The following is a 26,517-nucleotide window of genomic DNA, read 5'->3' as shown; positions in this document are numbered from 1 at the left end:
ACGCGTTAAGCGCGAGGAGGTTTGTCGAGAACGCGCGGAGCGAGCGTGGCCACCGTGATGGCTGGCTCCGCCAGGTCGGCTTTGGGAAGGTCGTGGAAGACGGCCACGTCCATCGTGCTGGTCAGCGCCGTGGCATGGCATGCGCCGCAGGTGCCGCACTTGTGCATCGCATCAGGCTCGGCATTCGCTGTCTTGGCGGTGCTGTCCTTTGTGGGAGGCTTGGCAGCCTGTGCCGCCTTGTGCTCGTGATCGCCGTGCCCGTCCGCATGAGGGTGCTGGGCATGGTCGTGCGCGCCGGGCTGTGCGAGCGACATTTCGGCCGCCGCGCCGGCGTGGCCAGGTCCGCAAAAGACCATGGCTGCCGCCGCGTACCCCTGGAAGGGCACGGCGAACATCATGATCCAAAGGACGAACAGGCGAACCCGGTGCATGCGGCGAATTCTAAATGGAGCCGTGTGTCAGGAGGCCTGTATGGACATCCAGTTTTGTGCGCAACCCTCAGGGCTGCGCTTGTGCGCGAGCCTTGCTCGCATCACCTCTGGGCGCTGGCAGGGGCGCACCGAGCCTTGCTGCGGCATCCCAGTTGGGTTGCTTCTGCGCGGCTTCCAGTTCGGCCACCACTTCGGCGCGCGACTTGGCGGCTCCGACCTTCGGCGTACTCATCGACCCCCAGCGCAGCATGCTGGCCCCGGCAGGGGTTTTCTGCGCGGCCGCGAGTTCGGCGGACACCTCAGCCTGGGATCTGGCCGGCCCGGCTTCCCCTGGGTGATAGGCCACGCCGGCTTCGTTGGGCGCGAAGTGGGACGGGCCTTCCGCGTAGGCCGCGAACGGCGCAACGAAGGCAACGCCCACGCCGGCGGCGAGTGCGAACGAGAGGATTTGACGGTTCTTCATGATGGTCTCCTTCAACGGTTTGCTCAATTTCGTGAACTGCACTGAACTCACCGGGATCGACACGCGAGCCGGCGATGCCAGTCACCTGGCTGGCATGCAATGACTCTAGGAAGCCAGTCCGCCAATCACCCGCCACCTGGATTACAAAGAAGTAATCCACACGCGCGACCGCGCGCCGTAGCATTCGACGATGCGCATCCTGGTCATCGAAGACGAACAAAAGCTTGGCGACTATCTCGTGAAGGGACTCTCCGAGAGCGGTTTCGTGGTCGACCTCGCGCGCACGGGCATCGAGGGGCGCAGTCTCGCGCTCGATGGAGACTACGACCTGCTGGTGCTCGACGTGATGCTGCCGGGCATCGATGGTTTTGCCGTCCTGGAGGCCGTACGCAAGGCCAAGTCGATGCCCGTGCTGATGTTGACGGCGCGCGACGAGGTGGTCGACCGGGTGCGCGGACTGCAAAGCGGCGCGGACGACTACCTTGCCAAGCCTTTTGCGTTCTCCGAATTGCTCGCGAGGATCCAGGCCCTCCTGCGGCGCGGCAAGCTCCATGAGGTGTCCAACTACGCGCTCAGGGACCTGAGCCTCGATGTGGTCGCGCGCAAGGCGACGCGCAACGGGCACCGCCTGGAGCTGACCGCCAAGGAGTTCGCGCTGCTGACCCTGCTCATGCGCCGCCAGGGCAATGTGCTGTCGCGCACCCAATTGGCCGAGCAGGTGTGGGACATGAATTTCGACAGCGACACGAACCTTGTGGAAGTGGCGATCCGGCGATTGCGCAGCAAGATCGACGATCCTTTTGAAGAGAAGCTGCTGCACACGGTGCGCGGCATGGGGTATGTGCTGGAGAGCCGGCAGGGCAGCGGATCGTGAGCGCCGCCAAGACCGCCGTGGAAGGACTGGGCCAAGCCACCGAGATCGTGGCAGTCGCGCCAGAGGGGGCCGTCACCGCGCCTGCGCAGGGCACTGGATCCATCCAGGCCGCACTGTCGCGCTGGTTTGCAGCCCAGGCCTTCATCGGTCTCAGCCTGGTGTGTGTGGGGATCTATGCCGTCACCGCCTGGAGCTTCCAGGTCAAGCAGGCCAGCGAATTCGAGCGACAGTCGGAGCTCATCAAGCACCTGATCCAGGAGTCGCGCGATGACCCGGGGCGTGACGGACTGCGCCACAAGCTGGATGACTTTTTCTCGACCCATGCGGAGATCAGTCTCGTGTTGCGCCTCGGCAACGAGATCGTCTATTCGTCCGCGCCGGTTCGGACCTCGGGGCGCTGGGTGTGGATGCCGACGCAGGAGCAGCCGATGCCGTCGGGCGACGCCGCGATGCAATTGCAGCTTGGCATCGACGTTCAGGAGGACGCGAAGCTCCTGGCCCGGCTGGCCTGGACCTTGGTGGGCGCGGTCGTCCTCGGCTCGGCGGTCATCTCGCTGACCGGTGCCTTGCTGGTGCGTCGGGGGATGCAGCCACTGAAGAAGCTCGTTCTGCAGACCGCCGCAACCGGACCCGCGCATCCGGGACGGCGGATCGATCCCTCCCCGTATGCCTCTGAAATCACTCCCTGGGTCGCACAGTTCAACGCGGTGCTTGACCGGGCCGAGCAGGCCTATCAGCAGTTGGAATCGTTCAACGCGGACGTGGCGCACGAACTGCGCACGCCGCTGGCCAACCTGATCGGGATGGTGGAAGTCGAGCTGGCGCGGCCAAGATCGGTCGAGGAACTGCACGACGCCTTGTTGTCGGCGCTGGAAGAAGCACGGCGTGTCTCTGCGATCGTGATCGACATGCTTTTCCTGTCCCATGCGGACCGCGGCGCGGTGGCCCGCCGCTCGGCGCCGGTCAGCCTGGCCGACCAGGTGCGCACGGTGCTGGATTTTCATGAGGCGACGCTCGAGGAGGTAGGGCTGAAGGTCCAAGTCAGCGGCGACGCGCGCATAGGCGTCGACGCCGGTCTGGTGCGCCGGGCACTATCGAACCTGTTGAGCAATGCGAGCCGGTATGCGGCGCCAGGCTCGACCATCGCGGTCGTGATCGACACGCAGCCCGACGGTGTTTGGGTCAAGGTCGCCAACCGGGGCGAGCCTGTCCCCGCCGACGTGCTGCCCAATCTTTTCAAACGCTTCTTCCGGGCGGAGCGCTCCCGCACCGACTCGTCAGAGCACCATGGGCTGGGCTTGGCGATCGTCGCCGCGATCGCGCGCATGCACGGCGGGCAGACCCGCGCCACCTCCCGATCGGGCGTCACCGAAATCAGCTTCTCTCTGGGGTTGCCCGAAAGCTGATTCGACCTGGGCCGCGCGCCGCTTTGACGCGCCATCCGCAGCCCTCAACCGCGCGGGCGTTGCGGATCGTCTTCTTCGATGTCAGCGTCCAATGCGCCATCGTCGTGCAGCGGGTCGGCCTGCGCGTCCCTTGCCGCATCCAGACTCTGGGCGACGAACGACGCAAACGGCTTGATGTCACCCTGGCCGCTTGCCGCATTCAGCGCCGCCATGTACCGATCGCGATCCTCAAGGCGCAGTACTGTCCAGGGAAAGCCGCCCGAGGCCAGCATCGTGTTCATGATGAAGCGCCCGAGCCGGCCATTGCCGTCCATGTACGGGTGAATGAAGACGAACATGAAGTGACCCAGCACCGCGCGCACCGCGGTCGAGCGTTCGTCGCGCAGCAGTTCGAAGAGCACGGGCATCATCTCGCGCACGGCTTCGCGCGGCGGTGGCACATGTTGCGCGTTGCGAATGTAGACCTGATGCCCGCGGTAGCCCGCCAGGTCCGTCGCCGCCAGAAGCCCAGCGGTAACGCTGGGCGCGAACATCGCGCGAAACCAGGCGCCATGATCGCCCTTGAGGACATCACCGGCGTTTGCGCCGCTGAAGATCTTCCGGATGGACACCTTGACCTCGTTGTGCGCCAGCCAGTAGCCGTGCGCCGCCATCGCATCTCTGGACTGCCGGTCCTGCTCGTGGATGTCCTCGTTCCAATCCCCGCCCGCCACGCGACGGATCAGTTCCGGCGTGACTCTGTAGCCTTCGATGGACAGCGAATGGTAGGCATCGGTGACATAGACATCTTCGACCGCCTGCATGAATGCGTCGACGTCGCCCGGCGACCCGGGCTCCTGCTGCGGGAAGTCACCCATCACGTCGTCGCGCATCGAAGCCCACATGAGTCGCAGTCTGGAGACATAGGGAGACTCGATGCGGTCGCCCGGGACAATCCTCGGCGGGATCTCGAACGGATTGAATTCAGTGACCTGGTTGCCCAAAGCGCGCATGAATCCCAGGATGTCGTCCGCGATCGCACCTCGGCCCACCGCCCGGAACGCGCCGGCAAGCCGCCCGGCGATCGTGCTGTGGTTGCCCTCGGCGAGCAGCCGGCTGAGTTCCGAGGCATCGCTGATGGACAGCAGCGCGACCTGCGCGTCCTGGGCGGAAGCCCTGAAGAAGTTCTCCGGCGCCTTCAAGAGAGCTTGGGCCAGCGTCATCGTGCGGATGTTTCCGACGCTGTCGCGTCGGTCGGGCCCAGGAAAGTCTCTCGCCTGATAGTCCATCAGCGAGAACCCGTTCGGCAAATCCAACACGCCGTTCTTGCCCAGTGGCGAGTGAATGACAACCTGTTGGGGCAGCAAGGTCGTGCCGGCGTGCAGTTTCAGCGAGTACTCCGCCGACACGCACCAGTCGGCGCCGAACCTGGCGTTGCAATAGGCGGCAATGAAGTCCTTCATTCCAGCAATCCAGGGCGTCGTGTCGCCGGCCTTGGCCGAAGGGCTGGCGGACATGTACCAGCCCTGGATCACCGGCTGGAGATACCTCGCGGCGAGCAGCGCCTCGCGGTCGGTGCGGGAAAACAGGCTCGTGTTGAACACGCCATGGCCCTGCGCCTGAAGCGCATGCAGCGCTTCCAGGGCCGTGGCCAACCGCCGCTGCGCAGGGGTGGCTTTACGCGAAACCGAGGTCGGATGGGTTGCCATGTTTCATGCTCGCACAGTCGGTGGGAGGCGCCGATGGCGCTCGATTGCTAGATTCTTATGCTATTTGGTTGCTAGATTTCATTGTATATTGATTGCTAGATTAAGTTGCTTTTCGAATGCCAGAGATTTATGAGAAGGCGTCGCACCTGATTTCGGCGCCCCGTGCTTCAATCGCAGCGTCGCGCCATGCGCCCCCATCTCATCCTGTCCATGTCCATCGGTCTTGAAGTTCTCATCGGTCACTGGAAGACCGATCCATTGAGCACCTACAACTCGTGGTTTCTGTGGGAAGAGAGGCTGAAAAACTTCCGATCCATCCGCCGGGGCCTGGCCCAGGTGGTCAAGGACATCGACGCCGGCACTTTCGGCAGCGCGTTTCGCGGCTCCTCGCTCGAGACCGTCGTCGGGTCGGTGGCGGAGCAACGCCAGATCTTCAAGGGCGCCGACCACGCGTTTCTCTGGAAGCCGAAGTTGCGCATTCCCGACATTTACGAGAACGCCGCCAATCAGCGTGCCTTCGCCCGGCTGCTGCATGCGTGCGACTGCTGCGACAGCGCCGAGGAGGTGGTCGAGGCCATCCGCCGCATCGACGCGCATCGGATCAAGGGCCTGGGGCCCGCTGTGGCGAACCTGCTGTACTTCGTTCATCCAACGATCGTGATGCCGTTCAACACGGCGATCGTGAAAGGCTACAACGCCGTCACGGGCAGCAACGTCAAGCTCGGCAAGTGGGACCACTACCTTTCCATGCGCGAGGGCTGTCTTCGGCTGAATGCGCAGCACCGCCGGCTGCTGTCCAATGACATGGGAGCACTGGCCGGGTTGCTCTTCGATGTCGGCTCGGGCCGGTACACGGCGCCGCCGCGTAGCGACGACGTCGCGGCTGTTAAGGGCTGGGAGGCCGACCTCGAGAAGGTGCGTGAGGCATCGGCCGCTGCCCACAAGCGCTGGGCCGCAGAGCGCGAGAGCGACGCGACCCATACCGAGATCCAGGGATGGCTGCGAGACCTGGGCAAGGCACTCGGCTACGGCGTGTGGATCGCCTCCAACGACCAGGGCCGCGGCTATGCAGGCGGGCGCCTCGGCGACGGCTGCCTGACGCAATTGCCTTCGGGCGCCCAGCCCGGCCTGGATTCGGTCCGTTTGATCGACGTCATCTGGGTGGAGGCCGACAACTCGAAAATCACCGCGGCCTTCGAGGTGGAGCACTCGACCTCCATCTACTCGGGCATCGTGCGGATGCTCGATCTTGCGCTGGGCACCGAGTTGGGCGCCGGCGTGTCGATGTTCCTGGTAGCCCCCGACGCGCGGCGCGACGATGTGCGGCTGCAGTTGCGTCGCCCGGCGTTCTCGCGCGTGGCCGAGCTCGGCATCCGGTATCTGCCCTACAGCGAACTCGGCAACCACCGCGAAGCGATTGGCCGGTTCGGATCCGGCCTGAAGCCTTTGGCCGAGATCTCACATTTGCTGTGATCCAGAGTCCCGTTGCCGCGGGTGGCCTACTTTCAAGAAGGAGTCGAGGACATGTCTTCTGCAAAGCGAGACTTCGAGCAATTCGTCCAGTGGCTGCATGGGCAACCTCGGGGTATCGCCGATGACGTGAAGCGCCTGGCGAACTTGGCCCTGGCCAACTTCGACGGCGTTGCACGCACTTCGAACCGTCAGTCGCAGAGAGCAGGTTTCCTTGCCGAACTCTGCCGTCGCGATCTTGCAGATTCTCCGGCCGACATTCCGGCGATCGTTGCCATCGCAGCAGCCCAGGATTGGGCGTGGGCCCGACTGAATCGTTTGCGGGTTGGGCCCTTCAGAGGCTTTCGCCAAGCCGAAGATTTCGATCTCAGCAGGCGTATCACCTTGATGTACGGCCCGAACGGAAGCGGCAAGAGCAGTTTCTGCGAAGCCTTGGAATTCGCGCTGCTCGGCAGTGTCGACGAGGCGGAAGCGACACGCCTTGGCACCGACGCATATCTGGCGAATGTCCACGAGCGCCGATTCGTCGCACCTGTACTCAGCGCGAGGGATGCACGCGGCCAAGTCGTCAATCTGCGGCCCAACCAGGATGTGCACCGGTTCTTGTTCGTGGAGAAGAACCGAATCGATTCGTTCTCGCGATTGGCGTCCAGGGCACCAGCCGAGCGCTCCGCGCTGATCGCCACGCTTTTCGGGATGGACCAATTCAACGACTTCGTGGGGAATTTCAACGATTCCATGGATGCGAAGTTGAAGCTGACGGCCGTCAAACAGAGGCAATTGGCCATTGCGCGCGCCGCCCTGACCCAAGACCAGCAGATCCTGGACAGAGAAAGAGAGGCAATCGCGGCCTTGGATCTGGAAGACGCCGCCTTGGCCGCCGAGTTGCAACCGGATCTCGCCTTCGACGCCATGCAGGCCTACATCGGGACGGCGCAGGCGCCTGGACGGCTGCAAGAGCTTTCGGCGCTGATCGATCAGGTTCATCCGGTCACGGTGGGCGTGTCGCGCGCAGACGCCCAGTTGCGCTTGACCGAGGCAACAGAAAAGCAGGCCGAACTTGATGCTCGCGAGGAAGAGCTACGGGGCAAGGGCGATGAAATCTCCTTCCAGGAGCTCTACACCGCCGTTTCGAAACTGCGCAAAGCCGACAGCGCGACGTGCCCCGCGTGCGACACCCCGCTGACAGAAGTCGTTCACGATCCGTTCGTCAAGGCGGTCGATGGTCTCGCGCAGCTTCGCGAACTGGCGCTGCTACAGACCGCGCGAGATGCGGCGCGCACAGCACGCGACGCGGCCTCGACAGCGCTGCGCGCAACGCTCGACAGACTGCGGAGGTTCGAGGACGAAGAGTTGGGCGACGCAGCTCCCGCACGAGCACCCCTACAGATCGAAATTGCCAGCCCGTGGTGGACTGCGCTGCAGGAACCAACCGACGGCGGTGCAACGCCATTCGAGCGGCTCTGCGCAGCGGCGGACCGCGCCGAATTGCGCGATGCCGAGACGAGGACTGCCGCGGAAGAGCGTGCGCAGAGAATCCGCGAGCGGGACAAGTTGCAAGGGCTGAAGGAACGCGTCGTGGCCCAGGCCTCCAAGCGGCAACAGCTGGCGCTCTCGGTCGACGCGGCACGCGCACGCGTGGCCACATTCGACGAGCAGAACGCGACGCTCATCGAGGAGGCCGAAGCCGAGAAAACAGAGATTGGACTCGACAGTCGAATCGGCGTGGCGTACGACGCATTTCTTCGCTTGCTCAGGCAGTACCGCGACGGCCTGCCGGCGCAGTTGATGGCGGGACTGAACGAGTCGGCGATGGCGCTCTACAACGACTTCAACCGGCAGGACCGCAACGAGGACAAGCTCGCCGCGCTGTTCCTGCCGACTTCGAACGCGATGCGCATTCAGGTCGCCTTCCGTGGCAACCCCGAGCGTCGGCATGACGCACTGCAAGTTCTCAGCGAAGGGCACATCCGGTGTCTTGGACTGGCGGTGTTGCTGGCCAAGGCGACCGCCATCGGCGCACCGGCGATCGTCTTCGACGATGCGATCAATGCCATCGACACCGACCATCGCCAAGGGATCCGTGAAACCATCTTCGATACGCAGCGCTTCGCCGACACGCAGCTCATCGTGACCTGCCACAGCCAGGAGTTCATCAAGGACATCCAGAATCACTTGCTGCCGGCTCACCGCAACGACCTGCAAGTGTATGGAATCCGTCCGCACGGAGGCGACTACCACCCGGTGATCCATGCCGACCCGCAGATTCGCAGCTATCTGGTGGAAGCCCGGGCAGCCATCGACGGCATGAACGATCGCGGCGCCCTGGCGGCGTCCCGCCAGGCCTTGGAGATGCTCAGCGGCCGAGTCTGGAAGTGGTTGATCAACCACGACCACGGCAACCTGTCCATTTCCATGCGCCGACCGGGTGCGGAGCCGGAGTTGCGGAACCTGTGCGACCAGCTTCTCAGCAAGGCCAGGGCACCCGGATTCGCCCATCAGGACAAGGCGGAGGTGATCGCATGCCTCCAGACTCTCCTGGCCGCCAACGCGCACGTCTGGACCTACCTGAACAAGGGAACGCACGAGGAAGAGGATCGCGAGGACTTCGAGCCGGGAACTGTCGAGTTGGTGGTCGGCACGCTTGAGCGTCTGGATGCTCTTGTGCTGGGACGCGCCGTGGCCCCCCAACGGGTGCCCGTGGCACCCGCCGCCGGTGCCTGAAGGCCACGTGACCCGGCGCGCTTGACGGATGACATAACTGTAATCTGCGCGTGCGGTAACTCGCGGACCCGCGGCCTAGAGTTGGGACATCGGAAAGACAAGCCAAGCGCTTTTCACTTCCGAAAAGGCCCATCTTCCCACTGCCAAAGGACCAATCATGAAGACTTCACTCAAGACCTCTCTCACGCTGGCCGCACTGCTTGGTGCGATCGCTGGCCCCGCACTGGCCGGCAACTATGCCGAAGGTGACCCCCGCCCCGTTGCGCTGACTTCCAGCACCAGCCGCGCCGCGGTTGCCTCGGATACGCAGCGCTGGCTGCAGAGCGCGGCCGACCAGGGCTACCCCGAGGGCAATCCGCGCGCTGTCGTCAGCGTTGGCGCGAACAGCAGCGCCGTCGTCCAGGCCGACACCTTGACCTGGATTCGGTCGGGCCTGGCCGCCGCCACCAACGGCGAGGCGGGCGCCGACGTGTCGCGTCCCGCGTACAGGCAGGCCGCCGCCGAGTACGCACGGCTGCGCAACGGCCCCGAGTTCGGGGCCCTGGTGGAACGCATCACGCGGCAGGGTTCGCAGTCGGCTGCGACCGCCAGCCGCTGATGGATCGGCGCACCGACCTGGAGCGCTCCATACCGCAAGCCGCGTGCATTGGCGCGACTTGCGGGCTTTCCTGAACCACAGGGCCTAGAATTCGCGAAACTACCTCGCGTACCCACAGCATCGCAGCGTTTCACGCGTTCTATCATGGCCCCCATTGCAACCCTGTCCGAGCACGGTCATGGCACACCCTGCGCCACGAACGTGCTTTGGTCTGCATTGCCAAGGACGCGGTCATGACACGCCGGCTGGTGCATCTGATCGCCCGCGGACTGGTCGGTGTGCTGCTGTTCGCGCAGCTGGCGATCGCCGCCTATGCGTGCCCTGCGCTCTCATCGGACGCCATGACCACGGATCCGGCGGGCGCGATGCAGATGGCCAGCGATACGACCGCGGTGGTCCATGCAAGCACCGACGAGGCCACGCAGTCGCCTCCCTGCGGCGACATGGCCGGCATGACAGAGGCAGGCTCCGCCAACCTGTGTGCCGAACACTGCAAGTTCGGCCAGCAAAGCGACCATGCGTCCACGCTGACGATCCCCGTCGCGCTGCTGGCGCCGCTTCTCCTGACGCCTTGGGCACCCGAGGCGACACAGCCTCCACGCCCTGCAGCGGCTTCCTTGAGTGCACTGGTTGCGGCCTCGCCCCCGCACGCCATCCTGCACTGCGTCTACCGAACTTGATCCACTGACCGACGCTGCGCCGACGGCTCTCGCGAGCCGGGACGGCGCATCGGTCGTGCCGTGCCGTCCGCACAGGTTTCGCCTGGCGTGGCGTAGCGGCCCGACACTTGACCCCTCGGGGGTTGTTGTCAGGAGATCGCATGTTCACCGTTTTTTCCCCCGCCAGACCGAATACACGGCGCTGGCCCCGTCATTGGGCTGTGGCGTTGACGCTTTGCGTTGGCGCCCTCGGCCTCGGCGCCCAGGCGCAACAGTCCCCACAGGCGCTCACGCTCGACTCGGCGCTGCGGCTTGCCGAAGAGCGTTCGCGCCAGCTCGTCGCGCAGGACGCGGCCGCCGGTGCCGCGCGTTCCATGGCCGTGGCCGCCGGGCAATTGCCCGACCCCGTGCTGAAGGCCGGGATCAGCAACCTGCCAGTCAACGGCAGCGATCGTTTCAGCCTCACGCGCGATTTCATGACCATGCGCTCGATCGGCGTGATGCAGGAATTCACCCGCGCGGACAAGCGCCAGGCGCGCGCGGCGCGCTTCGACCGGGAGGCCGAAGCTGCCGAAGCCGCCCGCGCAGTAGCCTTGGCCAATCTGCGGCGCGACACCACCGTGGCCTGGCTCGAGCGCTACTTTCAGGCGCACATGCGCGACCTGCTGCAGAACCAGCGCGCGGAGTTGATGCTGCAGATCGAGGGCGCGGAAGCCGCCTACCGAGGCGGTAGAGGCACACAGGCCGACGTCTTCGCGGCCCGCTCGGCATTGGCACAGCTGGATGACCGCATTCTTCAGCAAGATCGCCAGATCGCCACGGCCCAGACGCGCCTGGCCCGATGGATCGGGCGCAGCCATGTTCAGCTGTCGGGCAAGCTCCCGGAGTTGGCGACGGTCCGGCTCGACACCGACCATCTGGAAAGCCAGATCGAGGCCCATCCGCAGATTGCGTTGATGGCGAAGCAGGAGGCCGTGGCGCGCGCCGAAGCCGACATCGCTCAGAGCAACAAACGTTCCGATTGGACCGTCGAGCTGATGTACAGCCAGCGCGGCCCGTCCTACTCGAACATGGTGTCTCTCAACGTGTCGATTCCACTGCAGCTCGACCAGAGGAACCGGCAGGACCGGGAGCTTGCTGCCAAGCTCGCGACGGCTGAGCAGATGCAGGCTCAGCGCGAAGAGGCCACCCGCGAGAACACCGCCGAAGCGCTCTCGCTGCTGCAGCAATGGCAGAGCAACCGCAAGCGCCTCACGCAATACGACAGTGCCCTGATCCCGCTGGCGGCCGATCGCACCCAGGCGGTGCTGGCCGCGTACCGCGGCGGCGCGGCAACCCTGAGCGCGGCGCTCGAGGCGCGACGCACGGAGATCGACACGCGCATGGAACGCCTGCGCCTCGAAATGGAAACCGCCGCCCTATGGGCCCAACTCGAATTCCTGATTCCCGCCGGCCAGCCGGCCGTCACTGCCGACGCGCCGGCAACAACCATAGACGCCAAGGAACCACAACAATGAAAACCAAGCCCTTCTTCCTTGGATTGATCGCCGCAGCGGTCCTCGCTGCGGCCGCAGTCGGCGCGTACACCCTCGGATTGCAGCGCGGCAGGAGCATGGCCTCGGAACCCGCCGCCGACGGGAGCCCGGCAGCGACCATCCCCCCGGCGGCAACCCCGGCTTCCCCCAACGAGACGGGCGAAGACGCCACCCGGCGCCACATCGCAGCGGGCCTCAAGGCCGGCGACACCGACCCGGCCAACGGCAAGAAGATCCTCTACTACCACGACCCCATGGTGCCCGGAAACAGGTTCGACAAGCCGGCCAAGTCGCCCTTCATGGACATGATGATGTCGCCGGTCTACGCAGGCGGCGATGGCGACCAGAACAGCGTGACGGTGAGTGCGCGCGTGCAGCAGAACCTGGGCGTGCGAACCGCTCTCGTGTCCGAGGGCACCGTGTCGCCGCAAGTGACCACCGTCGGCAGCATCGCCTTCAACGAGCGCGACCAGGTCATCGTGCAGGCCCGGGCGACCGCCTACGTCGAACGCCTGAACGTGCGCGCCACGCTCGATCCGGTCAAAAAAGGCCAGCCACTGGCCGAGCTCTATGTCCCGGAATGGATCGCGGCACAGGAGGAGTTCCTGTCGGTTCAGCGCATGCGCGGCACGGACCTGGCCTCGCTGGTCGACGGCGCGCGCCAACGCATGCGCCAGGTCGGCATGAACGATGGGCAGATCGAACTCGTCGCTCGCAGCGGTCGCACGCAGCCGCGCATCACGTTGGTCGCGCCCATCGGCGGCGTCGTCACGGAGTTGGCTGCGCGCGAAGGCATGACGGTGAGCGCCGGCACCACGCTGTTTCGCATCAACGGCCTGGCCACTGTCTGGGCCAATGCCGAAGTGCCCGAGAGCCAATCGGCGCTGGTGCGACTGGGCGCCCGGGTGCAGGCCCGAACGCCTGCCGCGCCCGGCGAGACCTTCGACGGCAAGGTGCAGGCCATTCTTCCCGATGTGAATCCGGCGACGCGCACACTGAAGGCACGCCTGGAGCTGGCCAATCCGACCGGCAGGCTGGTGCCCGGCATGTTCGTGTCGATGCAGTTCACGGACATGCGTGCCGACAAGGCGCTGCTGATCCCGACCGAAGCCGTCATCCAGACGGGCAAGCGCGCGGTTGTCATGCTGGCGGAGGACAACGGCCGGTTCCGGCCGGTCGACGTCGAGATCGGCCTGGAAACCGGCGGCCAGACCGAGATCAAGCGCGGGTTGCAGGCCGGCCAGCGTGTCGTGGTGTCCTCGCAGTTCCTGATCGACTCGGAGGCCAGCCTCAAGGGTGTCGAGGCGCGCCTGAATGCTGCGCCCGGCGCTGCAGCGCCTATCGCCGCTGCTCCCGCCGCAACGGCTGCAGGGGCTCCGAGGCATGTGGGCGAAGGCAAGGTGGAAAGCATCACCAAGGACGCGATGACCTTCTCGCACGGGCCGATCCCGACGATGAAGTGGGGCGCGATGACCATGGAGTTCAAGCTGCCGCCCGGCGGCGCGCCAGGCAGCCTGAAGCCCGGCGACCGCGCGAGCTTCGAGTTCTTCATCGACACGGACGACCTGCCGCAGCTCACCCGGGTGACACCCATGGCAACGGCTCCCATGGCAGGCACCTCTGCGGACTCCAAGGCCCCTCCAGTCGCTACGCCAGCTGCGCCCGCAACCCCGGGAAGCAAGCCATGATCGCCAAGCTGATTCGGTGGTCCATCGCCAACCGCTTCCTTGTGCTGCTGGCCACGGTGATGCTCAGTGCGTGGGGCGTGTATTCTGTCCTGCGCACACCGTTGGACGCGCTGCCCGACCTCTCGGACGTGCAGGTCATCATTCGCACGACCTATCCCGGCCAGGCACCGCGCATTGTCGAGAACCAGATCACCTACCCACTGACCACCACCATGCTGTCGGTGCCGGGCGCGAAGACGGTCCGCGGTTATTCGTTCTTCGGGGACTCGTTCGTCTATGTGCTGTTCGAGGACGGTACCGATCTCTACTGGGCACGCTCGCGGGTGCTCGAATACCTGAACCAGGTGCAGTCACGCCTGCCGGCGGCTGCCAAGGCCTCGCTCGGCCCCGATGCCACCGGCGTGGGGTGGATCTATCAGTACGCGCTGGTCGACCGTGGCGGCACACAGGACGCCTCGCAGCTGCGCGCCTTGCAGGACTGGTTCCTCAAGTACGAACTGAAGACCGTGCCCAACGTGGCCGAGGTCGCCTCGATCGGTGGCATGGTGCGCCAGTACCAGGTCGTGCTCGATCCCGAGAAGCTCGCCGCCTACCGCATCCCGCACACCAAGGCGGTGGAGGCGATCCAGAAAGCCAACCAGGAAACAGGCGGCTCGGTGCTCGAACTCGGCGAGGCGGAATACATGGTGCGCGCCTCGGGCTACCTCCAGGGCCTGGAGGATTTCCGCAAGATTCCGTTGATGACGACGGATGCAGGTGTGTCGGTGCGGCTGGGAGACGTCGCGCGCATCCAGGTCGGGCCGGAGATGCGCCGCGGTATCGGCGAGCTCGATGGTGAAGGCGAAGCCGTCGGTGGCGTGATCGTGATGCGCTCGGGCAAGAACGCGCTGGAGACCATCACCGCCGTCAAGGAAAAGCTCCAGACCCTGCAGGCCGGTCTGCCCAAGGGAGTGGAGATCGTGCCGACCTACGACCGGTCCAATCTGATCGAGCGGGCGGTCCGCAACCTGGGCTTCAAGCTGCTCGAGGAATTCATCGTTGTCGCGGTGGTGTGCTTCATCTTCCTGTTCCACCTGCGTTCCGCGTTCGTCGCGATCGTCTCGCTGCCGATCGGCATCCTGGCGGCGTTCATCGTGATGCGCTACCAGGGCGTCAATGCCAACATCATGTCGCTCGGCGGCATCGCGATCGCCATTGGCGCGATGGTCGACGCGGCGGTGGTGATGATCGAGAACGCCCACAAGCACATCGAGAAGTGGAAGCACGATCATCCGGACCAGACGCTGCATGGAGAAACCCATTGGCGTGTGATCGCGGACTCGGCCGTCGAGGTGGGCCCCGCGTTGTTCTTCTCGCTGCTCATCATCACGCTGTCGTTCATCCCTGTCTTCACGCTGGAAGCCCAGGAAGGGCGGATGTTCTCGCCGCTGGCCTTCACCAAGACCTACGCGATGGCGGCGGCAGCCGGGCTCTCGGTGACGTTGATCCCGGTGTTGATGGGCTATCTGATTCGCGGCAGGATTCCCGATGAGAAGACCAATCCCTTGAACCGGCTGCTCATCGCCGTCTATCAGCCGCTGTTGAACGCGGTACTGCGCTGGCCCAAACTGACGCTGGCGGGCGCCGTGGTCGTGTTGGTGCTGAGCCTTTGGCCGCTGCAGCACATCGGTGGCGAGTTCATGCCGCGCCTGGACGAGGGCGACCTGCTCTACATGCCATCGGCATTGCCGGGGCTGTCGGCGGGCAAGGCCGGCGAGTTGCTGCAGCAAACCGACCGGCTGATCAAGACGGTTCCCGAAGTGGCGAGCGTCTATGGCAAGGCCGGACGTGCGGAGTCGGCAACCGATCCGGCGCCCATGGAGATGTTCGAAACGACCATCCAGTTCAAGCCGCGCGAGCAGTGGCGCGCCGGCATGACGCAGGACAAACTGGTCGAGGAGCTCGACCGTATCGTCAAGGTGCCCGGCCTGACCAACATCTGGGTACCGCCGATCCGCAACCGCATCGACATGCTCGCCACGGGCATCAAGAGCCCGGTGGGCGTGAAGGTGGCGGGCACTGACCTTGCCACCATCGACCGCATCACCGGCGAGATCGAGCGCGTCCTTAAAGACGTTCCAGGCGTGTCGAGCGCCTTGGCCGAGCGGCTCACAGGCGGCCGCTACGTGGACGTGAACATCAAGCGCGACGAGGCAGCGCGGTTCGGGATGAACATCGCCGACGTGCAATCGGTCATCGCCTCGGCGGTGGGTGGCGAGAACATCGGCGAGACGGTCGAAGGCCTGCAGCGTTTCCCGATCAACGTGCGCTACCCGCGCGAGATCCGCGACTCGCTGGAGCAACTACGGGCCCTGCCGGTCGTCACCGAGCGCGGCGCGCGACTGGTGCTCTCCGACGTGGCGGACATCCGCGTCACCGACGGGCCGCCGATGCTGCGCAGCGAGAACGCACGGCTGTCGGGCTGGGTCTATGTGGACATTCGCGGCAGGGACCTGCGTTCGGCGGTGCAGGACATGCAGCGCGTGGTTGCGAAGGAAGTGAAGCTGCCGCCGGGCTACGCGGTGTCGTGGTCCGGCCAGTTCGAGTTCCTCGAGCGCGCCACGGCGAAACTGAAGGTGGTGGTGCCGTTCACGCTGCTCATCATCTTCGTGCTGCTGTACCTGACCTTCAAGCGCTTCGACGAAGCTTTGCTGATCATGGCGGCGCTGCCGTTCGCGCTGGTCGGGGGGATCTGGCTGCTCTACCTGCTCAGCTACAACCTGTCTGTCGCCGGCGCGGTCGGATTCATCGCACTCGCGGGGGTGTCGGCGGAGTTCGGCGTGATCATGCTGCTGTACCTGAAGCACGCCTGGGACGAGCGCGTCGACGAGGGCAAGACAAGCACCGACGACCTGCTGGACGCGATCCGCGAAGGCGCGGTGCTTCGCGTGCGCCCCAAGGCCATGACGGTGGCGGTCATCCTGGCGGGCCTGTTCCCGATCATGTGGGGAACAGGCACGGGCTCGGAGGTGATGCAGCGCATTGCCGCACCGATGGTGGGCGGCATGATCACGGCCCCGTTGCTGTCGATGTTCGTCATTCCCGCGGCGTACCTGCTGATGCGGCGGCCACGCGAATGACGAACATCGGCACGCACCTCGCCGCGCGTTCTGGAGAAAAGGCCATGGCCCAGCCTGATCGCCCGCAACGACGCCGCATCTCTTTCGGCGCTGCGGTGCTCCTGTACCTGTTTCTTGCTTTGTTCGGCACGGCAGCGCAGGCGTCGATGCCTGTTTCGCAGGAGGACGGGCGGACGGCACGCGCGGTCACTCAGGTCGCGGCGGGACCTGTTGTTGTCGCAGTCATGGGCGTGGCCACAATGCCTGTGGCCATGGATGCCATGCCCTGCGCGCTGTGCTACAGCGCCCCGGCGCCATCGCTGCACACGGTCGGTGGTGAGTGCCGCGAACATGAGGCCGCGGCGTGGCCGGTGCATGTGGCGTCGGTACCGGATGGGGAGTATTTCGACGAGGGAGGTCGGTACGTACGGTTGCCAGTGCGCATCCTGTACTGCCGGTGGCTGGATTGATCGGCGATGGCGAGCGTTGCGGCTCGCTTTTGTTTCCTTCCGATCAATTCCAGGAGTTCATCATGAAAAAGTCATTCCTCATCCTCGTCAGCACCCTGACCTTGGGCGTCGCCTTGCCCGCTCTGGCGGGTCCCGATTTCCAGGTCATCGAGAAAGCGCGCAAGTCCCAGCAGGTGGCTGCCGCCGAGCGCCGCGCCGACATGCTCTCCGGCAAAGGCTCGCCGAACTGCCCGCCGCCGCCCCTCGTACTGCCGCTGGACCACGGTCCACGCGCACTGACCACGCCGGGAGAAAACCGCCAGCGCCGGGCCCGCTATGAAGCCCAGTTGAGGGCGTGCAAACGTGCCCTCGTAGTGCTTTGAGCGCCCGGCGCAGACCCGCGTGTTCCGGGCGCCGAAGCACAAGCGCTGTAGGTCGAAGCCAAACGCGTTCGTGGGTCTCGGCTCAACGGGATCTTTCTCGCACGGCACATTGCCGACCATCAGCGCATTACAGCCAGCCTTCCGGTGCGAATTCGCTGGTGAGCAGCAACCAGATTTTTTGCCAGAATTCCGACTCGGGTTCGTCCGGATGAATGGGCCCCTCGCCGCCGGCCGGTGTGATCCATTCGATCGCCTGTCCTTCGGACAGCCGTAGTTGATGCGCCGCCTGCATTTTGGACAATGCGGAAAGACGTGCAGCATCTTCGGCAACTTCCGCAACATGGATCGCTAACGCGCTTTCGGTGTTGATGCGATCGGAGCGAGGGTCGAAATTCATCGAGCCGACGAACAACTCCTTTCTGTCGATCACCAACGACTTGGTATGCAGTCCCCCCACAGACAGTCCAAAGAGCTTGCGCTGCTCTTCACGCCCGGCGCGCTGCGGGCTCAACTCGAACAGCGCAACACCGGCCGTCAGGAGCGCTGGTCTATAGCGCCGATAGGCCCCGTGTACGAGTGGCTGATCGGTCGACGCTAGTGAATTGGTCAACACACTGACCTTGACACCTCTGCGAGCCGCTTCGGCCAGGAGGTCCACGCCGGCTCGCCCCGGAATGAAATAGGGTGAAGTAAGCAATATTTCCCTTGATGCGGCACGGATGTGCTCCAAGGCGTTGAGCCTCACGAGGTTAGAGCCGTGCTCTTGTCTTCCCTGTGTCTGTGATGCGGAAAGCGCCTTGCCAGGCAGGTCTGCGTAGGATTCCCCGTCGCCCCACGCCAGATGCACACGGCCGGCAGCGAACTCCTTCGCGACCGATGAGCGGCCCAGTGCGTCTGGTGCATCGCCCCCCCCCAGCGCCGGAGCCGATGCTGACTGGGTCAGCGTCTCGAAGCGATCGCGCAGCGCGTGCGCGGGCGCCGACCGCGCGGCGACGTGTTCGATAGGCACAGTGGCGGCGCTGTTCCAGTAGAGGTCGAACTGGCGAGACATGTCACCGACGACTTCTCCTGCAGCCAGCACGTCCAGGTCGATGAAGTTGCCCGCGTCATTGCGCGTGAAGTATTCATCGCCAATGTTGCGCCCCCCGGTGATCGCCCAGGCTGCATCTGCGACGAACAACTTGTTGTGCATTCGGTGGTTCAAGCGACCGAGGAAAAATGGCGATGCCGCAAATCGAGCGAACACGCCGCCAGCCCTCAACGCGAACGGGTTGAAAAGCCGCACCTCGACGCGCTCGTGCGCGGCCAAGCATGCCAGCAGTTCGTCCTGACCCTGCGTATATAGATCGTCGATCAACAGGCGCACTCGAACTCCCCGCGCCGCGGCATCTCGCAAGGCCCGCATCATCTCGCGACCCGTGGAGTCGGATTGAAAGATGAAGTACTGCAGGTCCAACGACCGCGTGGCCAATCGCGCAAGCTCAAGGCGTGCCTGCAGCGCGTCCGGCCCGGAGGGCAGCAAGCGAAAGCCACTGGCTCCTTGCTCCGCGCGTGAGGCTTCTACGACTTTGGACAGCGGTGCGTCTACCGAGGCGGCAAGTGTGTGAGTGGGCGACGACGGGGGCGACGGGGGCAACCCGAGGCAGCCAGACAAGGCGAGCAAGGTGCTCGCCATCGCAACGCGCCAAAGGGGAGCCGGTCTGTTCAAAATCTGTTGCTTCATGTCGAGCGGTCTTGCCGCACAGGAAAGTTGGAGAGCACAGCCATCGATCAAGCCGAGGAATTTAAGCCGAGTTTCGGCAAACGCGGGCCGCGGTCGCTGAAAAGACGCGCCACCTATCCCGGATGCTGACTCCTCTCACTTTGGCCCCGCAAGATGATGATGCGCTGCGTTCCATGCGACGCGAAGAGGTGCATTCAAGCGCCTGAGATCATGTGAAAGCGATGCCGCCGTTCGATCGTTCCAGACACGGGTGCGACGGCAGATGAAGTATTTGTAATCCACCTGTGCGGCAATCGACGGGTTGGATTTTTAGACTGACGACAGGGAGATCAACCGACGGCCTACCGAGCGCATCCGGGCTGTCATGGCTTTTGGGCCCGGCATGCACTCACACGGTCAAAGGAGAGTGTCATGTCGTCAAAACGTATAGGTTCAGCGCTTGCCATGGTCATTGGCGCAGTTGTTCTCGCGCCCCCGACCTACGCGGAGCCGTCCCACTTCGCGCCAACGGAAGCGGGGGTGGTCTACCACCCCGAGCATGCAGGGCCGGCCAAACCCCGAGCCCAGATCACCGCAGAACTCGAAACCGCTCAGAAGCATCCGTTCTGGACATGGGCGAGTCGCTATGGCGCCCCATGGCCTGTCGCCAAGAGCGGTCCGGGAAAGACACGCGATGAAGTTCGAAAAGAGACCCTTCAGGCTATGCGAGACGGCACCATTCCGTCCGGCGAAAGATAGTCGCAAGCGCACCTGCTGAGTAACAACTGAGGAGAGCTGCTTCCTCAGCAGGTGCCCACATCGATTGCCGTGCTGGCTCGCCACGCGCCCGGAGAGTGACGCGGCGGGACTACGGAACGCGAGGTTGCGCGCGTGCGCTATGGACTGCAACAGTTTTGCTGCCCTTGGATTGGCGGGCATTTCACCGAACCGAACGAACAGAACACACAGCAGTCGCCGGATTTCGGACGAAGCAAGATCTTACAGTTCTCGCATTCGTAGAAGAACTGACAGGCGTCCACAGGCATCTCCTCCCGCTTCGCGTGGCCGCAGTGTGGGCATGTCAGCACGGACTCGAAGCTAATTGCGCCGTGCACGCCTTGTCCTCGCGTCATTGGTGCGCCCTCCCAATCTCGCAGCCATTCCCACGGCATCTCCTGTGCGCTGGCGACAGAAGATCCCACAGCGATACGCCAACCATCGAGCCCAGCCCAGCGTACAGCAACTCGGCGGTCCACCATCGGCCGAAGAAGAGCAGCATGGCCGCGAGCACCATCGTCGGACCGATCATTCCCATCAAGCCGCGACGCAATTGACGATGGCGATACCAGCCGACGGCATTGGCCACCAGGGCAACGCCGGCGAACAGTGGCAGCAGGGTGGTGAGAAACAGGCCTTCGTAGCCGCTGAAGATACCAAGGCCCGCCGCGGCCCCCAGGCTTGCCAGAGCGGGGAAACACGCTGGGCACGCCGCGGCCGAGACAATGCTGCCCAAGGCGCCGACCTTGTCGGCCGTTCGTGCGATCCATTCCATCGAGTGCATCCATGTTTTTCGAGGAGTTCACAATACTTCCGTAGTCAAGTACGGAGTCAAGCGGCATGGATCAACTAAGCATCGGCGTATTCGCGCGGGCCGCAGGGGTCAATGTTGAAACCATCCGGTTCTATCAACGCAAGGGGCTGCTACCGCGACCGGACCGGCCTTACGGCAGCATCCGGCGATACGGCCAGAAAGATGTGGCGAGAGTTCGGTTCGTGAAGTCCGCGCAGAGCCTCGGCTTCAGCCTCGACGAAGTGGCCGGATTGCTGACATTGGAAGATGGCACGCATTGCGGCGACGCTCGTCAACTCGGGGCACAAAAACTTGCCGATGTGCGTGCGAGGCTGGCGGACCTTCATCGTATTGAATCGGCCCTGTCGACATTGATTGACGACTGCTGCAGGAACGGCGCCAGACTATCCTGCCCGTTGATCGAGGCGCTGCAAGAGTAGCGCCGTGGGATGTTGAGCAGGTCGCCGCAGAAGATCGGGCTGCGGCTTCGTTCGATCGCATCGATCCACAGCAATCAACCGAAGGAGTTTCGCTGTCAATTCTGCAAGGCATCCAGCAATGGGCGCAGCGTGTCAAGCGGGATGCGGTGACGCTGTGGTTCGCCTATCGGCATCCAAAAACCCCCTGGCACGTAAAGGCGCTTGCTGCATTCGTCGTCGCCTACGCTCTCAGCCCGATCGACTTGATCCCGGACTTCATTCCCGTGCTGGGGTATCTGGACGATGCGCTCTTGTTGCCCGGTCTGATCTGGCTGACGATCCGACTGCTGCCTCGGGAAGTCCTCGCTGACTGCCGCGTCACGGCGGACGAATGGATGAGCCGCGGTGAAAGCAAGCTGCGCAGTCTTTGGGGTGCTGCGCTCATCCTTGTGATTTGGGTCGGTGCCGGCGTTGTGTTGTGGAGATGGCTTCGACAAGGCTAGGCCGATCAATGAACATGACGTTGGGCCGCACCTGGCCCGCTACTTCATGCCACAGTTGCGTGGTCGGCCGTATCGGAAAGCACCATGAAGGAGTTCTGCTGGTGTTGCTTAGCCGAGGGGCCGCTTGTTGCGAGATGCTTACACGGGGCCAACGGTCTGTGATGCTGAAGTACGGTCTCGTGATGTACCGCGCCTTGTACGCATGATGCCAAGGTGACGAGACGCACTACCGGCAGCCAACGATTCCAGCTTGAAGTACCTGCTTGAGCAAACCTGATGAGCGCCGCTCCCTTGCATGATCCCCGCCTTGGTCTCGCGCGGCTGCTACCCACCGGGGTCGAACCAGGAGCTTTACCGCTGCTTGTCGCCCGAGGCCTGCGCGCCTTCAGCGACGGGTACATGGCGGTCCTGCTGCCGGCCTATCTGCTGTCGATCGGACTAGGCACGCTGGAGGTGGGCATCCTGAGCACGGCGACGATGCTGGGCTCCGCGTTGGCCACGCTCGCCGTCGGAGCCTGGGGATACCGCTTCGCCGGCAGACGGCTGCTGCGCGGTGCCGCCTTGCTGATGGCCGCCACTGGACTGGGCTTCGCGGGCTTGTCATCGTTCTGGCCGTTGCTGGTCGTCGCGCTGGTCGGCACGCTCAACCCCAGCTCTGGCGACGTGAGCGTTTTCCTTCCGCTGGAACATGCGCGCCTGGCAGCGGCGGCTCAGGGTCACGCGCGAACCGCGCTGTTTGCACGCTACAGCCTCGTGGGCGCGCTGTGCGCCGCGCTGGGGGCCTTGGCCGCCGCCGTGCCGGACTGGTTGGTGCGACACAGCGAGTTCGCGCGCCTGGATGCACTGCGGGGGATGTTTGTCGTGTATGCCGCGATCGGGTTGACCGTCTTTTGGCTCTATCGGAACCTGCCGGCGCACACTGGAGGCAGCAACCCAGACAGTCCTCCTGTTGCACCGGCGCCGCTCGGCGCGTCACGTCGCGTAGTAGTGCGGCTGGCGGCGCTCTTCAGCGTCGATGCCTTCGCTGGCGGGCTGACGGTCAACGCCCTGATGTCGCTCTGGTTGCTCGAACGGTTCGGCTTCTCGCTCACCCAGGCAGGCGTGTTTTTCTTCTGGACTGGCTTGATGGGCGCGGCGTCGCAACTCGCCGCGCCGGTGGTTGCGCAGCGCATCGGGTTGCTCAACACCATGGTCTTCACGCACCTTCCGGCCAACGTCTGCCTGGTGTTGGCTGCGCTGTCGCCCAACCTGCCGATCGCGCTGGGCCTGCTGACGATCCGCAGCGCACTGTCGTCGATGGATGTCCCCACGCGGACGGCTTACGTGATGGCTGTCGTGACGCCGGCCGAGCGCGCCGCAGCAGCAAGTTTCACGGCAGTGCCCCGGAGCTTGGCCGCAGCCCTCAGTCCGACAATCAGCGGCGCGCTCTTCGCGGCCGGCTGGATCTCGCTGCCGCTCATCGTGTGCGGGCTGCTCAAGATCACCTACGACCTCACGCTGTGGCGCGCCATGCGACGGGATCGACTTGATGGGGAGTAACCGCCCGTCGCGCAGGGATCCGCTTGCTTCCGTTCGGCAAGAAACATCTCGCTCCGCATGGCTTTTACTTCGGGCGCCGAACGATCAAAAATCACCTCCATGAAACGCCTGCATGGTGATTCCTTGGTCAATCGCTCGGCCTTGCGGTCGGCGTTCAAGCAGCTTGAGCGAGTCGCTGCTTCAGTGCTGCTGGTCATCGGCGCAGCCGCGCTGATTGGATGGCTGGTCGTCGAGCTTTACGTCAAAGCGGTCACGGCAGATTGACCGCTGTAATCGGGCACAGTGACGCGTTCCCGCCCTTTCACTCTCACGACGGCCAGCGCGGATGATCGTCGTCGATGACGTAGACGTGGGCATGCCGTGCACTGCCGTCGCCGGTTGAATGTGCCTGTTGCAGATGCGGATGGTCGCGAGGCAGATCGTCATGACTGTGCGGGATTTCTGCCGTGTCCTGTTCGCGCCAAAGGTAGGCCGCAAGCAATACCGCAGCGCTCGCCAGCAGGCCAAGCGCGACAAAGCTCATCGCCACTCCGGCCGTGGCGCCGAGCCACCCCGCCAGTGGATAGGTGATCAGCCAGCACGCATGCGACAAGGCGAACTGTGCGGCAAAGAGCGCCGGCCGGTCTTCTTCGTGCGAGGAGCGCCGGAGCAGTCGCCCGGACGGTGTCTGCGCCAGCGAGTAGCCCAGGCCGAGAACGAACCACAGCGGCAGCAAGGCCGCATATCGGGTGGCGGCCACGAAGCCCACAAGAAGACCGACGGCAATCAGCCCAGCGCCACTTAGCATGACACGCCGCTCTGGCAGACGTTCGAGCAGCTTGGGCAACGCCAATGCGACGAGCATGGAGCCGGCGCCGAAGAGCGCGAGCGCCATCGCAGTCGAAGTCTGTGTCAGGCCGAAGCCAGATTGAACGATCACCACGGTATTGACGATCACCATCGCGCTACCGGAGGCGATCGCGAGATTCAGGGCGAGCAGGCCCTGCAGGCGCGGCGTGGCCAGGTAGATGCGCAGTCCGCGTGTGGTGCGCTCGTAGATGCCGCGCTTCGGAGGTACCTTGGCCTTCGACAGTACCGCAGAGACAACCAGCGCGGCCGAAGCCAGGAAGCCCACGACAGTGCCGCCGAACAGGCTGTGATAGCTCACGACGGTCAGGAGCAGCACAGCCAACGCTGGGCTCGCGAGGCTTTCCAAGTCATAGGCCAGACGGGACAGCGACAGCGCGCGGGTGTAGTCCTCCTCCTTGGGCAGCACATCGGGGATGGTCGCCTGGAAGGTGGGCGTGAACGCGGCCGAGGCCGACTGCAGCACGAAGATCAGGATGTAGATCTGCCAGATCTGGGTGACAAACGGCAGAGAGAGCGCCACGACGGCGCGCACGAGGTCGAGCGCGACGAGCACAGCGCGGCGTGGCAACCGTTCGGCAAAGGCCGAGGCGATGGGTGCAACGCCGATGTACGCGACCATCTTGATCGCCAGTGCAGTGCCCAGCACAGCGCCGGCGTTGGGGCCGGCCAGATCGAAGGCCAGCAGGCTCAACGCGACGGTCGCGAGACCGGTGCCGACCAGCGCGATCACCTGCGCGAAGAACAAGTGTCGGTAGGTTCTGTTTCGTAGTACGTCCAGCATGTAGCGCCTTTTCTTGATTCCTTGGAGTTTTCTCGGCGATTCAGGCAACGATCAGGAAGTCGCGGCGATTTGTGGCGCCACGTCTCCCGCGCAACTTCGCAGCTTGACATAGACAGGCGCACCTTTTTCGAAGCGCGCCTCAGGCGGCAACGCAACGATGCGTGTCCTGCGGTGGTTGAAGTCCACATAGGACAGCAATGCGTACGTCCGCGTGGCCAATTGTTCGGCCGTCGCACTGCTGCGACAGTCGTTGAGAGAGGACTGTCGCAGCGCTGAGGCGGCGCCAATTTCCTCGACCCGCGCCTTGCGCCAGCCATCGCTGAAGGAATACCTTCCCTCGTAGACGGTGGCGCAGCCCGCGAGCGCAGCGCCGATGAGGCCAACAGCCGCACCCATGGCGCGGCGACGTTGAATGTTCATGGTCGATCTCCGATGGCCCGCGGTCCGGCATGCACCCCGCCCACAGGCCATGCAGACGTCACTTTCCCGAGAAGTTCGAGGCGATGTAGTTGCCCGGCAGGCTGAGGAAGACGTAGAGCGTGCTCTTGTCGGCTGCCGCAACGGCCGTGTTCTTGAAGCTCACCTTCCACTCCTTGCCCTTCTTGCCGTCGATCTGTTCGACCTTCTCCACCTTCACGGCTTCCCAGCTCTTGTCGAGCTTGCCGCCGCTGACCAGCGAGGCCTTGCGCTGGGCGGCGCAATCGACCACGACCTTTTCCGATGCCGGCGTGCTGCCATGGAAGTGGCAGCTGCCGCCCTCCGAAGCCATGGCGGAACCAGCGCCGGCGAGGGCTGCAAACGAGGCCAGGGCCATCGCGATTTTCTTCATTGAGTCATCCTTTCTTGATGATGGTTAGTCGAGGGAATCCCTGCCAGGATCGGCAGTCTTTCCAATCTCCATGTCCTCGTGCGCGTGGTTGTGCTCTTGGTCTGGGAAACGGAAACCGTTGGGATCTGAGTCGTGCTGGTAGCCATGCAGTTGCATGAGCAGCAGCAACACGCCGGCGTAGACCAGCGCAAGGTTGGCGGCGAAGCTGAAGCGCCGGAACGACGGGCGATGACGCCAGAGCGCCAGCAGTGCGACCATCGCGGCCAACGCGGCGATCTGGCCGATCTCGACGCCGAGGTTGAAGCTCAGGATGCGAATCAGCATCGAGGTGCTGTCGTCGCCGAGCGGAAGCTGTTGCAGCCGCGTCGACAAGCCGAAGCCGTGCAGCAGTCCGAAGCCGAACACCGCGACCAGCAGGTTGGGCGACTTCATGTTGAAGTACTTCTGGAAGCCGCCGTTGTTGTCGAAGCCCTTGTAGATGACGCTGATCGCGATGATGGCGTCGATCAGGTAGTAGTTCCAGGTGATCTTGAAGTACGTCGCGAACACCAGGGTGATGCAGTGGCCCAGCGTGAAGACGGTGACGAACTTGGCCACGTCCCTGAAGCTCGTGAGGAAGAACACCACGCCGAACAGGAACAGCAGGTGGTCGTAGCCGGTGAGCATGTGCGTGGCGCCAAGGCCGACGTACTGCAGGTAGCCGCCGCTGAGCATGCGCTGGCGGTCGGCTTCCGAGATGCCGTGAGCGAGCACGTCAAATGGCAGACCGATCAGCAGCGCCAGCGCGGCGAGCGCCAGCAGAGCAAGTTTCCGGTGAGGGATCAACATCAAATCTCTTTCAATGGATACAGGTTTGAGA

The 26,517-nt window shown here is 64.3% G+C and carries 26 protein-coding genes; 15 read left to right on the top strand and 11 right to left on the bottom strand.

The window, feature by feature from the left end:
• Positions 1-5 precede the first annotated feature (5 nt).
• Positions 6-431, bottom strand: a complete 426-nt coding sequence (locus ACWV14_RS11410; protein WP_454912742.1) for a hypothetical protein — start codon at positions 429-431, stop codon at positions 6-8.
• Positions 432-498: 67 nt separating this feature from the next.
• On the bottom strand, positions 499-894 hold the full coding sequence (locus ACWV14_RS11405) for a hypothetical protein (RefSeq protein WP_454906621.1): 396 nt from the start codon (positions 892-894) through the stop codon (positions 499-501).
• A 190-nt stretch (positions 895-1,084) separates the two neighbouring features.
• Here ACWV14_RS11405 and ACWV14_RS11400 point away from each other — a divergent pair, with 190 nt between their 5' ends.
• Both ACWV14_RS11400 and ACWV14_RS11395 read left to right on the top strand, forming a co-directional pair.
• Positions 1,085-1,768, top strand: coding sequence for a heavy metal response regulator transcription factor (locus tag ACWV14_RS11400; RefSeq protein ID WP_454906623.1), 684 nt, complete (start codon positions 1,085-1,087; stop codon positions 1,766-1,768).
• Positions 1,765-3,174 (top strand): heavy metal sensor histidine kinase, encoded by a 1,410-nt coding sequence (locus ACWV14_RS11395; RefSeq protein WP_454902660.1) that lies wholly within the window; start codon positions 1,765-1,767, stop codon positions 3,172-3,174. The genes ACWV14_RS11400 and ACWV14_RS11395 overlap by 4 nt, the downstream gene beginning before the upstream one ends.
• A 44-nt stretch (positions 3,175-3,218) precedes the next feature.
• Here ACWV14_RS11395 and ACWV14_RS11390 read toward each other — a convergent pair whose 3' ends face one another.
• Together ACWV14_RS11390 and ACWV14_RS11385 are read right to left on the bottom strand one after the other, a co-directional pair.
• Positions 3,219-4,862, bottom strand: a complete 1,644-nt coding sequence (locus tag ACWV14_RS11390; RefSeq protein WP_454906625.1) for a Fic family protein — start codon at positions 4,860-4,862, stop codon at positions 3,219-3,221.
• Positions 4,863-4,940: 78 nt separating this feature from the next.
• Positions 4,941-5,105, bottom strand: coding sequence for a hypothetical protein (locus ACWV14_RS11385; protein ID WP_455342731.1), 165 nt, complete (start codon positions 5,103-5,105; stop codon positions 4,941-4,943).
• On the opposite strand from ACWV14_RS11385, the gene ACWV14_RS11380 reads away from it, so the two are divergent.
• The 9 genes from ACWV14_RS11380 (at position 5,073) to ACWV14_RS11340 (ending at position 17,466) form a co-directional block, all read left to right on the top strand.
• Positions 5,073-6,335 carry a type II restriction endonuclease gene (locus tag ACWV14_RS11380; RefSeq protein WP_454906627.1) on the top strand — a complete coding sequence of 421 codons (1,263 nt, stop codon included), beginning with the start codon at positions 5,073-5,075 and terminating at the stop codon, positions 6,333-6,335. The genes ACWV14_RS11385 and ACWV14_RS11380 overlap by 33 nt on opposite strands.
• 51 nt (positions 6,336-6,386) lie before the next feature.
• Positions 6,387-9,056, top strand: coding sequence for an AAA family ATPase (locus ACWV14_RS11375; protein ID WP_454906628.1), 2,670 nt, complete (start codon positions 6,387-6,389; stop codon positions 9,054-9,056).
• A gap of 157 nt (positions 9,057-9,213) precedes the next feature.
• Positions 9,214-9,654, top strand: coding sequence for a hypothetical protein (locus tag ACWV14_RS11370; protein ID WP_454906630.1), 441 nt, complete (start codon positions 9,214-9,216; stop codon positions 9,652-9,654).
• Between the two features lie 233 nt (positions 9,655-9,887).
• Positions 9,888-10,334 carry a hypothetical protein gene (locus ACWV14_RS11365; protein WP_454906632.1) on the top strand — a complete coding sequence of 149 codons (447 nt, stop codon included), beginning with the start codon at positions 9,888-9,890 and terminating at the stop codon, positions 10,332-10,334.
• A gap of 140 nt (positions 10,335-10,474) precedes the next feature.
• Positions 10,475-11,830 carry a TolC family protein gene (locus ACWV14_RS11360; protein WP_454906634.1) on the top strand — a complete coding sequence of 452 codons (1,356 nt, stop codon included), beginning with the start codon at positions 10,475-10,477 and terminating at the stop codon, positions 11,828-11,830.
• Positions 11,827-13,536 carry an efflux RND transporter periplasmic adaptor subunit gene (locus ACWV14_RS11355; RefSeq protein WP_454906636.1) on the top strand — a complete coding sequence of 570 codons (1,710 nt, stop codon included), beginning with the start codon at positions 11,827-11,829 and terminating at the stop codon, positions 13,534-13,536. The genes ACWV14_RS11360 and ACWV14_RS11355 overlap by 4 nt, the downstream gene beginning before the upstream one ends.
• Entirely contained in the window at positions 13,533-16,655 is a 3,123-nt protein-coding gene (locus tag ACWV14_RS11350) for an efflux RND transporter permease subunit (protein ID WP_454906638.1), read from the top strand. The genes ACWV14_RS11355 and ACWV14_RS11350 overlap by 4 nt, the downstream gene beginning before the upstream one ends.
• Entirely contained in the window at positions 16,652-17,104 is a 453-nt protein-coding gene (locus ACWV14_RS11345) for a hypothetical protein (protein ID WP_454906640.1), read from the top strand. The genes ACWV14_RS11350 and ACWV14_RS11345 overlap by 4 nt, the downstream gene beginning before the upstream one ends.
• Entirely contained in the window at positions 17,092-17,466 is a 375-nt protein-coding gene (locus ACWV14_RS11340; RefSeq protein ID WP_454906642.1) for a hypothetical protein, read from the top strand. The genes ACWV14_RS11345 and ACWV14_RS11340 overlap by 13 nt, the downstream gene beginning before the upstream one ends.
• A gap of 127 nt (positions 17,467-17,593) precedes the next feature.
• Here the strand turns inward: ACWV14_RS11340 and ACWV14_RS11335 are convergent, their stop codons facing one another.
• From ACWV14_RS11335 to merC, 3 genes are all read right to left on the bottom strand, one after another.
• A complete protein-coding gene (locus ACWV14_RS11335) occupies positions 17,594-19,189 on the bottom strand; it encodes a phospholipase D family protein (protein ID WP_454906643.1) in 1,596 nt (531 codons plus the stop codon).
• Positions 19,190-20,064: 875 nt separating this feature from the next.
• Positions 20,065-20,301, bottom strand: a complete 237-nt coding sequence (locus tag ACWV14_RS11330; RefSeq protein WP_454906645.1) for a GDCCVxC domain-containing (seleno)protein — start codon at positions 20,299-20,301, stop codon at positions 20,065-20,067.
• A complete protein-coding gene (merC, locus tag ACWV14_RS11325) occupies positions 20,298-20,720 on the bottom strand; it encodes an organomercurial transporter MerC (RefSeq protein ID WP_454906647.1) in 423 nt (140 codons plus the stop codon). Before merC ends, ACWV14_RS11330 begins: the two co-directional genes overlap by 4 nt.
• A 65-nt stretch (positions 20,721-20,785) precedes the next feature.
• Between merC and merR the strand changes: the two genes are divergently transcribed.
• From merR to ACWV14_RS11305, 4 genes are all read left to right on the top strand, one after another.
• Positions 20,786-21,178, top strand: coding sequence for an Hg(II)-responsive transcriptional regulator (merR, locus tag ACWV14_RS11320; protein ID WP_454906649.1), 393 nt, complete (start codon positions 20,786-20,788; stop codon positions 21,176-21,178).
• Positions 21,179-21,270: 92 nt separating this feature from the next.
• Positions 21,271-21,660: a YkvA family protein gene (locus ACWV14_RS11315; RefSeq protein ID WP_454907830.1), complete on the top strand. Its 390-nt coding sequence runs from the start codon at positions 21,271-21,273 to the stop codon at positions 21,658-21,660.
• 276 nt (positions 21,661-21,936) lie between these two features.
• Positions 21,937-23,199, top strand: coding sequence for an MFS transporter (locus tag ACWV14_RS11310; protein ID WP_454906651.1), 1,263 nt, complete (start codon positions 21,937-21,939; stop codon positions 23,197-23,199).
• A gap of 57 nt (positions 23,200-23,256) precedes the next feature.
• Complete coding sequence (locus ACWV14_RS11305; RefSeq protein WP_454906653.1) at positions 23,257-23,463, top strand: hypothetical protein; 207 nt, start codon at positions 23,257-23,259, stop codon at positions 23,461-23,463.
• A gap of 43 nt (positions 23,464-23,506) precedes the next feature.
• Here the strand turns inward: ACWV14_RS11305 and ACWV14_RS11300 are convergent, their stop codons facing one another.
• From ACWV14_RS11300 to ACWV14_RS11285, 4 genes are read right to left on the bottom strand one after another with little or no spacing between them, the layout of a single operon-like run.
• Positions 23,507-24,829, bottom strand: a complete 1,323-nt coding sequence (locus tag ACWV14_RS11300; protein ID WP_454906655.1) for an MFS transporter — start codon at positions 24,827-24,829, stop codon at positions 23,507-23,509.
• A 51-nt stretch (positions 24,830-24,880) separates the two neighbouring features.
• The gene (locus ACWV14_RS11295) at positions 24,881-25,249 is read right to left on the bottom strand and encodes a hypothetical protein (protein ID WP_454906657.1); all 369 of its coding nucleotides are present in this window, start codon (positions 25,247-25,249) and stop codon (positions 24,881-24,883) included.
• A gap of 58 nt (positions 25,250-25,307) precedes the next feature.
• Positions 25,308-25,658 (bottom strand): DUF6488 family protein, encoded by a 351-nt coding sequence (locus ACWV14_RS11290; RefSeq protein ID WP_454906659.1) that lies wholly within the window; start codon positions 25,656-25,658, stop codon positions 25,308-25,310.
• A 24-nt stretch (positions 25,659-25,682) separates the two neighbouring features.
• The gene (locus tag ACWV14_RS11285) at positions 25,683-26,486 is read right to left on the bottom strand and encodes a HupE/UreJ family protein (RefSeq protein ID WP_454906661.1); all 804 of its coding nucleotides are present in this window, start codon (positions 26,484-26,486) and stop codon (positions 25,683-25,685) included.
• Positions 26,487-26,517 lie beyond the last annotated feature (31 nt).

This window comes from Variovorax durovernensis (genome assembly GCF_977011995.1).
The sequence above is the reverse complement of the archived record's forward strand: the minus strand, read 5'-3'. Positions and strand labels throughout refer to the sequence as shown.

Coding starts and splice junctions, on each gene's coding strand:
- ACWV14_RS11405 (WP_454906621.1), bottom strand. CDS start 894: ATGAAGAACCGTCAAATCCTCTCGTTCGCACTCGCCGCCGGCGTGGGC.
- ACWV14_RS11330 (WP_454906645.1), bottom strand. CDS start 20,301: ATGACGCGAGGACAAGGCGTGCACGGCGCAATTAGCTTCGAGTCCGTG.
- ACWV14_RS11360 (WP_454906634.1), top strand. CDS start 10,475: ATGTTCACCGTTTTTTCCCCCGCCAGACCGAATACACGGCGCTGGCCC.
- ACWV14_RS11400 (WP_454906623.1), top strand. CDS start 1,085: ATGCGCATCCTGGTCATCGAAGACGAACAAAAGCTTGGCGACTATCTC.
- ACWV14_RS11295 (WP_454906657.1), bottom strand. CDS start 25,249: ATGAACATTCAACGTCGCCGCGCCATGGGTGCGGCTGTTGGCCTCATC.
- ACWV14_RS11305 (WP_454906653.1), top strand. CDS start 23,257: ATGGCTTTTACTTCGGGCGCCGAACGATCAAAAATCACCTCCATGAAA.
- ACWV14_RS11350 (WP_454906638.1), top strand. CDS start 13,533: ATGATCGCCAAGCTGATTCGGTGGTCCATCGCCAACCGCTTCCTTGTG.
- ACWV14_RS11290 (WP_454906659.1), bottom strand. CDS start 25,658: ATGAAGAAAATCGCGATGGCCCTGGCCTCGTTTGCAGCCCTCGCCGGC.
- ACWV14_RS11390 (WP_454906625.1), bottom strand. CDS start 4,862: ATGGCAACCCATCCGACCTCGGTTTCGCGTAAAGCCACCCCTGCGCAG.
- merR (WP_454906649.1), top strand. CDS start 20,786: ATGGATCAACTAAGCATCGGCGTATTCGCGCGGGCCGCAGGGGTCAAT.
- ACWV14_RS11370 (WP_454906630.1), top strand. CDS start 9,214: ATGAAGACTTCACTCAAGACCTCTCTCACGCTGGCCGCACTGCTTGGT.
- ACWV14_RS11355 (WP_454906636.1), top strand. CDS start 11,827: ATGAAAACCAAGCCCTTCTTCCTTGGATTGATCGCCGCAGCGGTCCTC.
- ACWV14_RS11410 (WP_454912742.1), bottom strand. CDS start 431: ATGCACCGGGTTCGCCTGTTCGTCCTTTGGATCATGATGTTCGCCGTG.
- ACWV14_RS11375 (WP_454906628.1), top strand. CDS start 6,387: ATGTCTTCTGCAAAGCGAGACTTCGAGCAATTCGTCCAGTGGCTGCAT.
- ACWV14_RS11300 (WP_454906655.1), bottom strand. CDS start 24,829: ATGCTGGACGTACTACGAAACAGAACCTACCGACACTTGTTCTTCGCG.
- ACWV14_RS11310 (WP_454906651.1), top strand. CDS start 21,937: ATGAGCGCCGCTCCCTTGCATGATCCCCGCCTTGGTCTCGCGCGGCTG.
- ACWV14_RS11285 (WP_454906661.1), bottom strand. CDS start 26,486: ATGTTGATCCCTCACCGGAAACTTGCTCTGCTGGCGCTCGCCGCGCTG.
- ACWV14_RS11365 (WP_454906632.1), top strand. CDS start 9,888: ATGACACGCCGGCTGGTGCATCTGATCGCCCGCGGACTGGTCGGTGTG.
- ACWV14_RS11345 (WP_454906640.1), top strand. CDS start 16,652: ATGACGAACATCGGCACGCACCTCGCCGCGCGTTCTGGAGAAAAGGCC.
- ACWV14_RS11335 (WP_454906643.1), bottom strand. CDS start 19,189: ATGAAGCAACAGATTTTGAACAGACCGGCTCCCCTTTGGCGCGTTGCG.
- ACWV14_RS11380 (WP_454906627.1), top strand. CDS start 5,073: ATGTCCATCGGTCTTGAAGTTCTCATCGGTCACTGGAAGACCGATCCA.
- merC (WP_454906647.1), bottom strand. CDS start 20,720: ATGGAATGGATCGCACGAACGGCCGACAAGGTCGGCGCCTTGGGCAGC.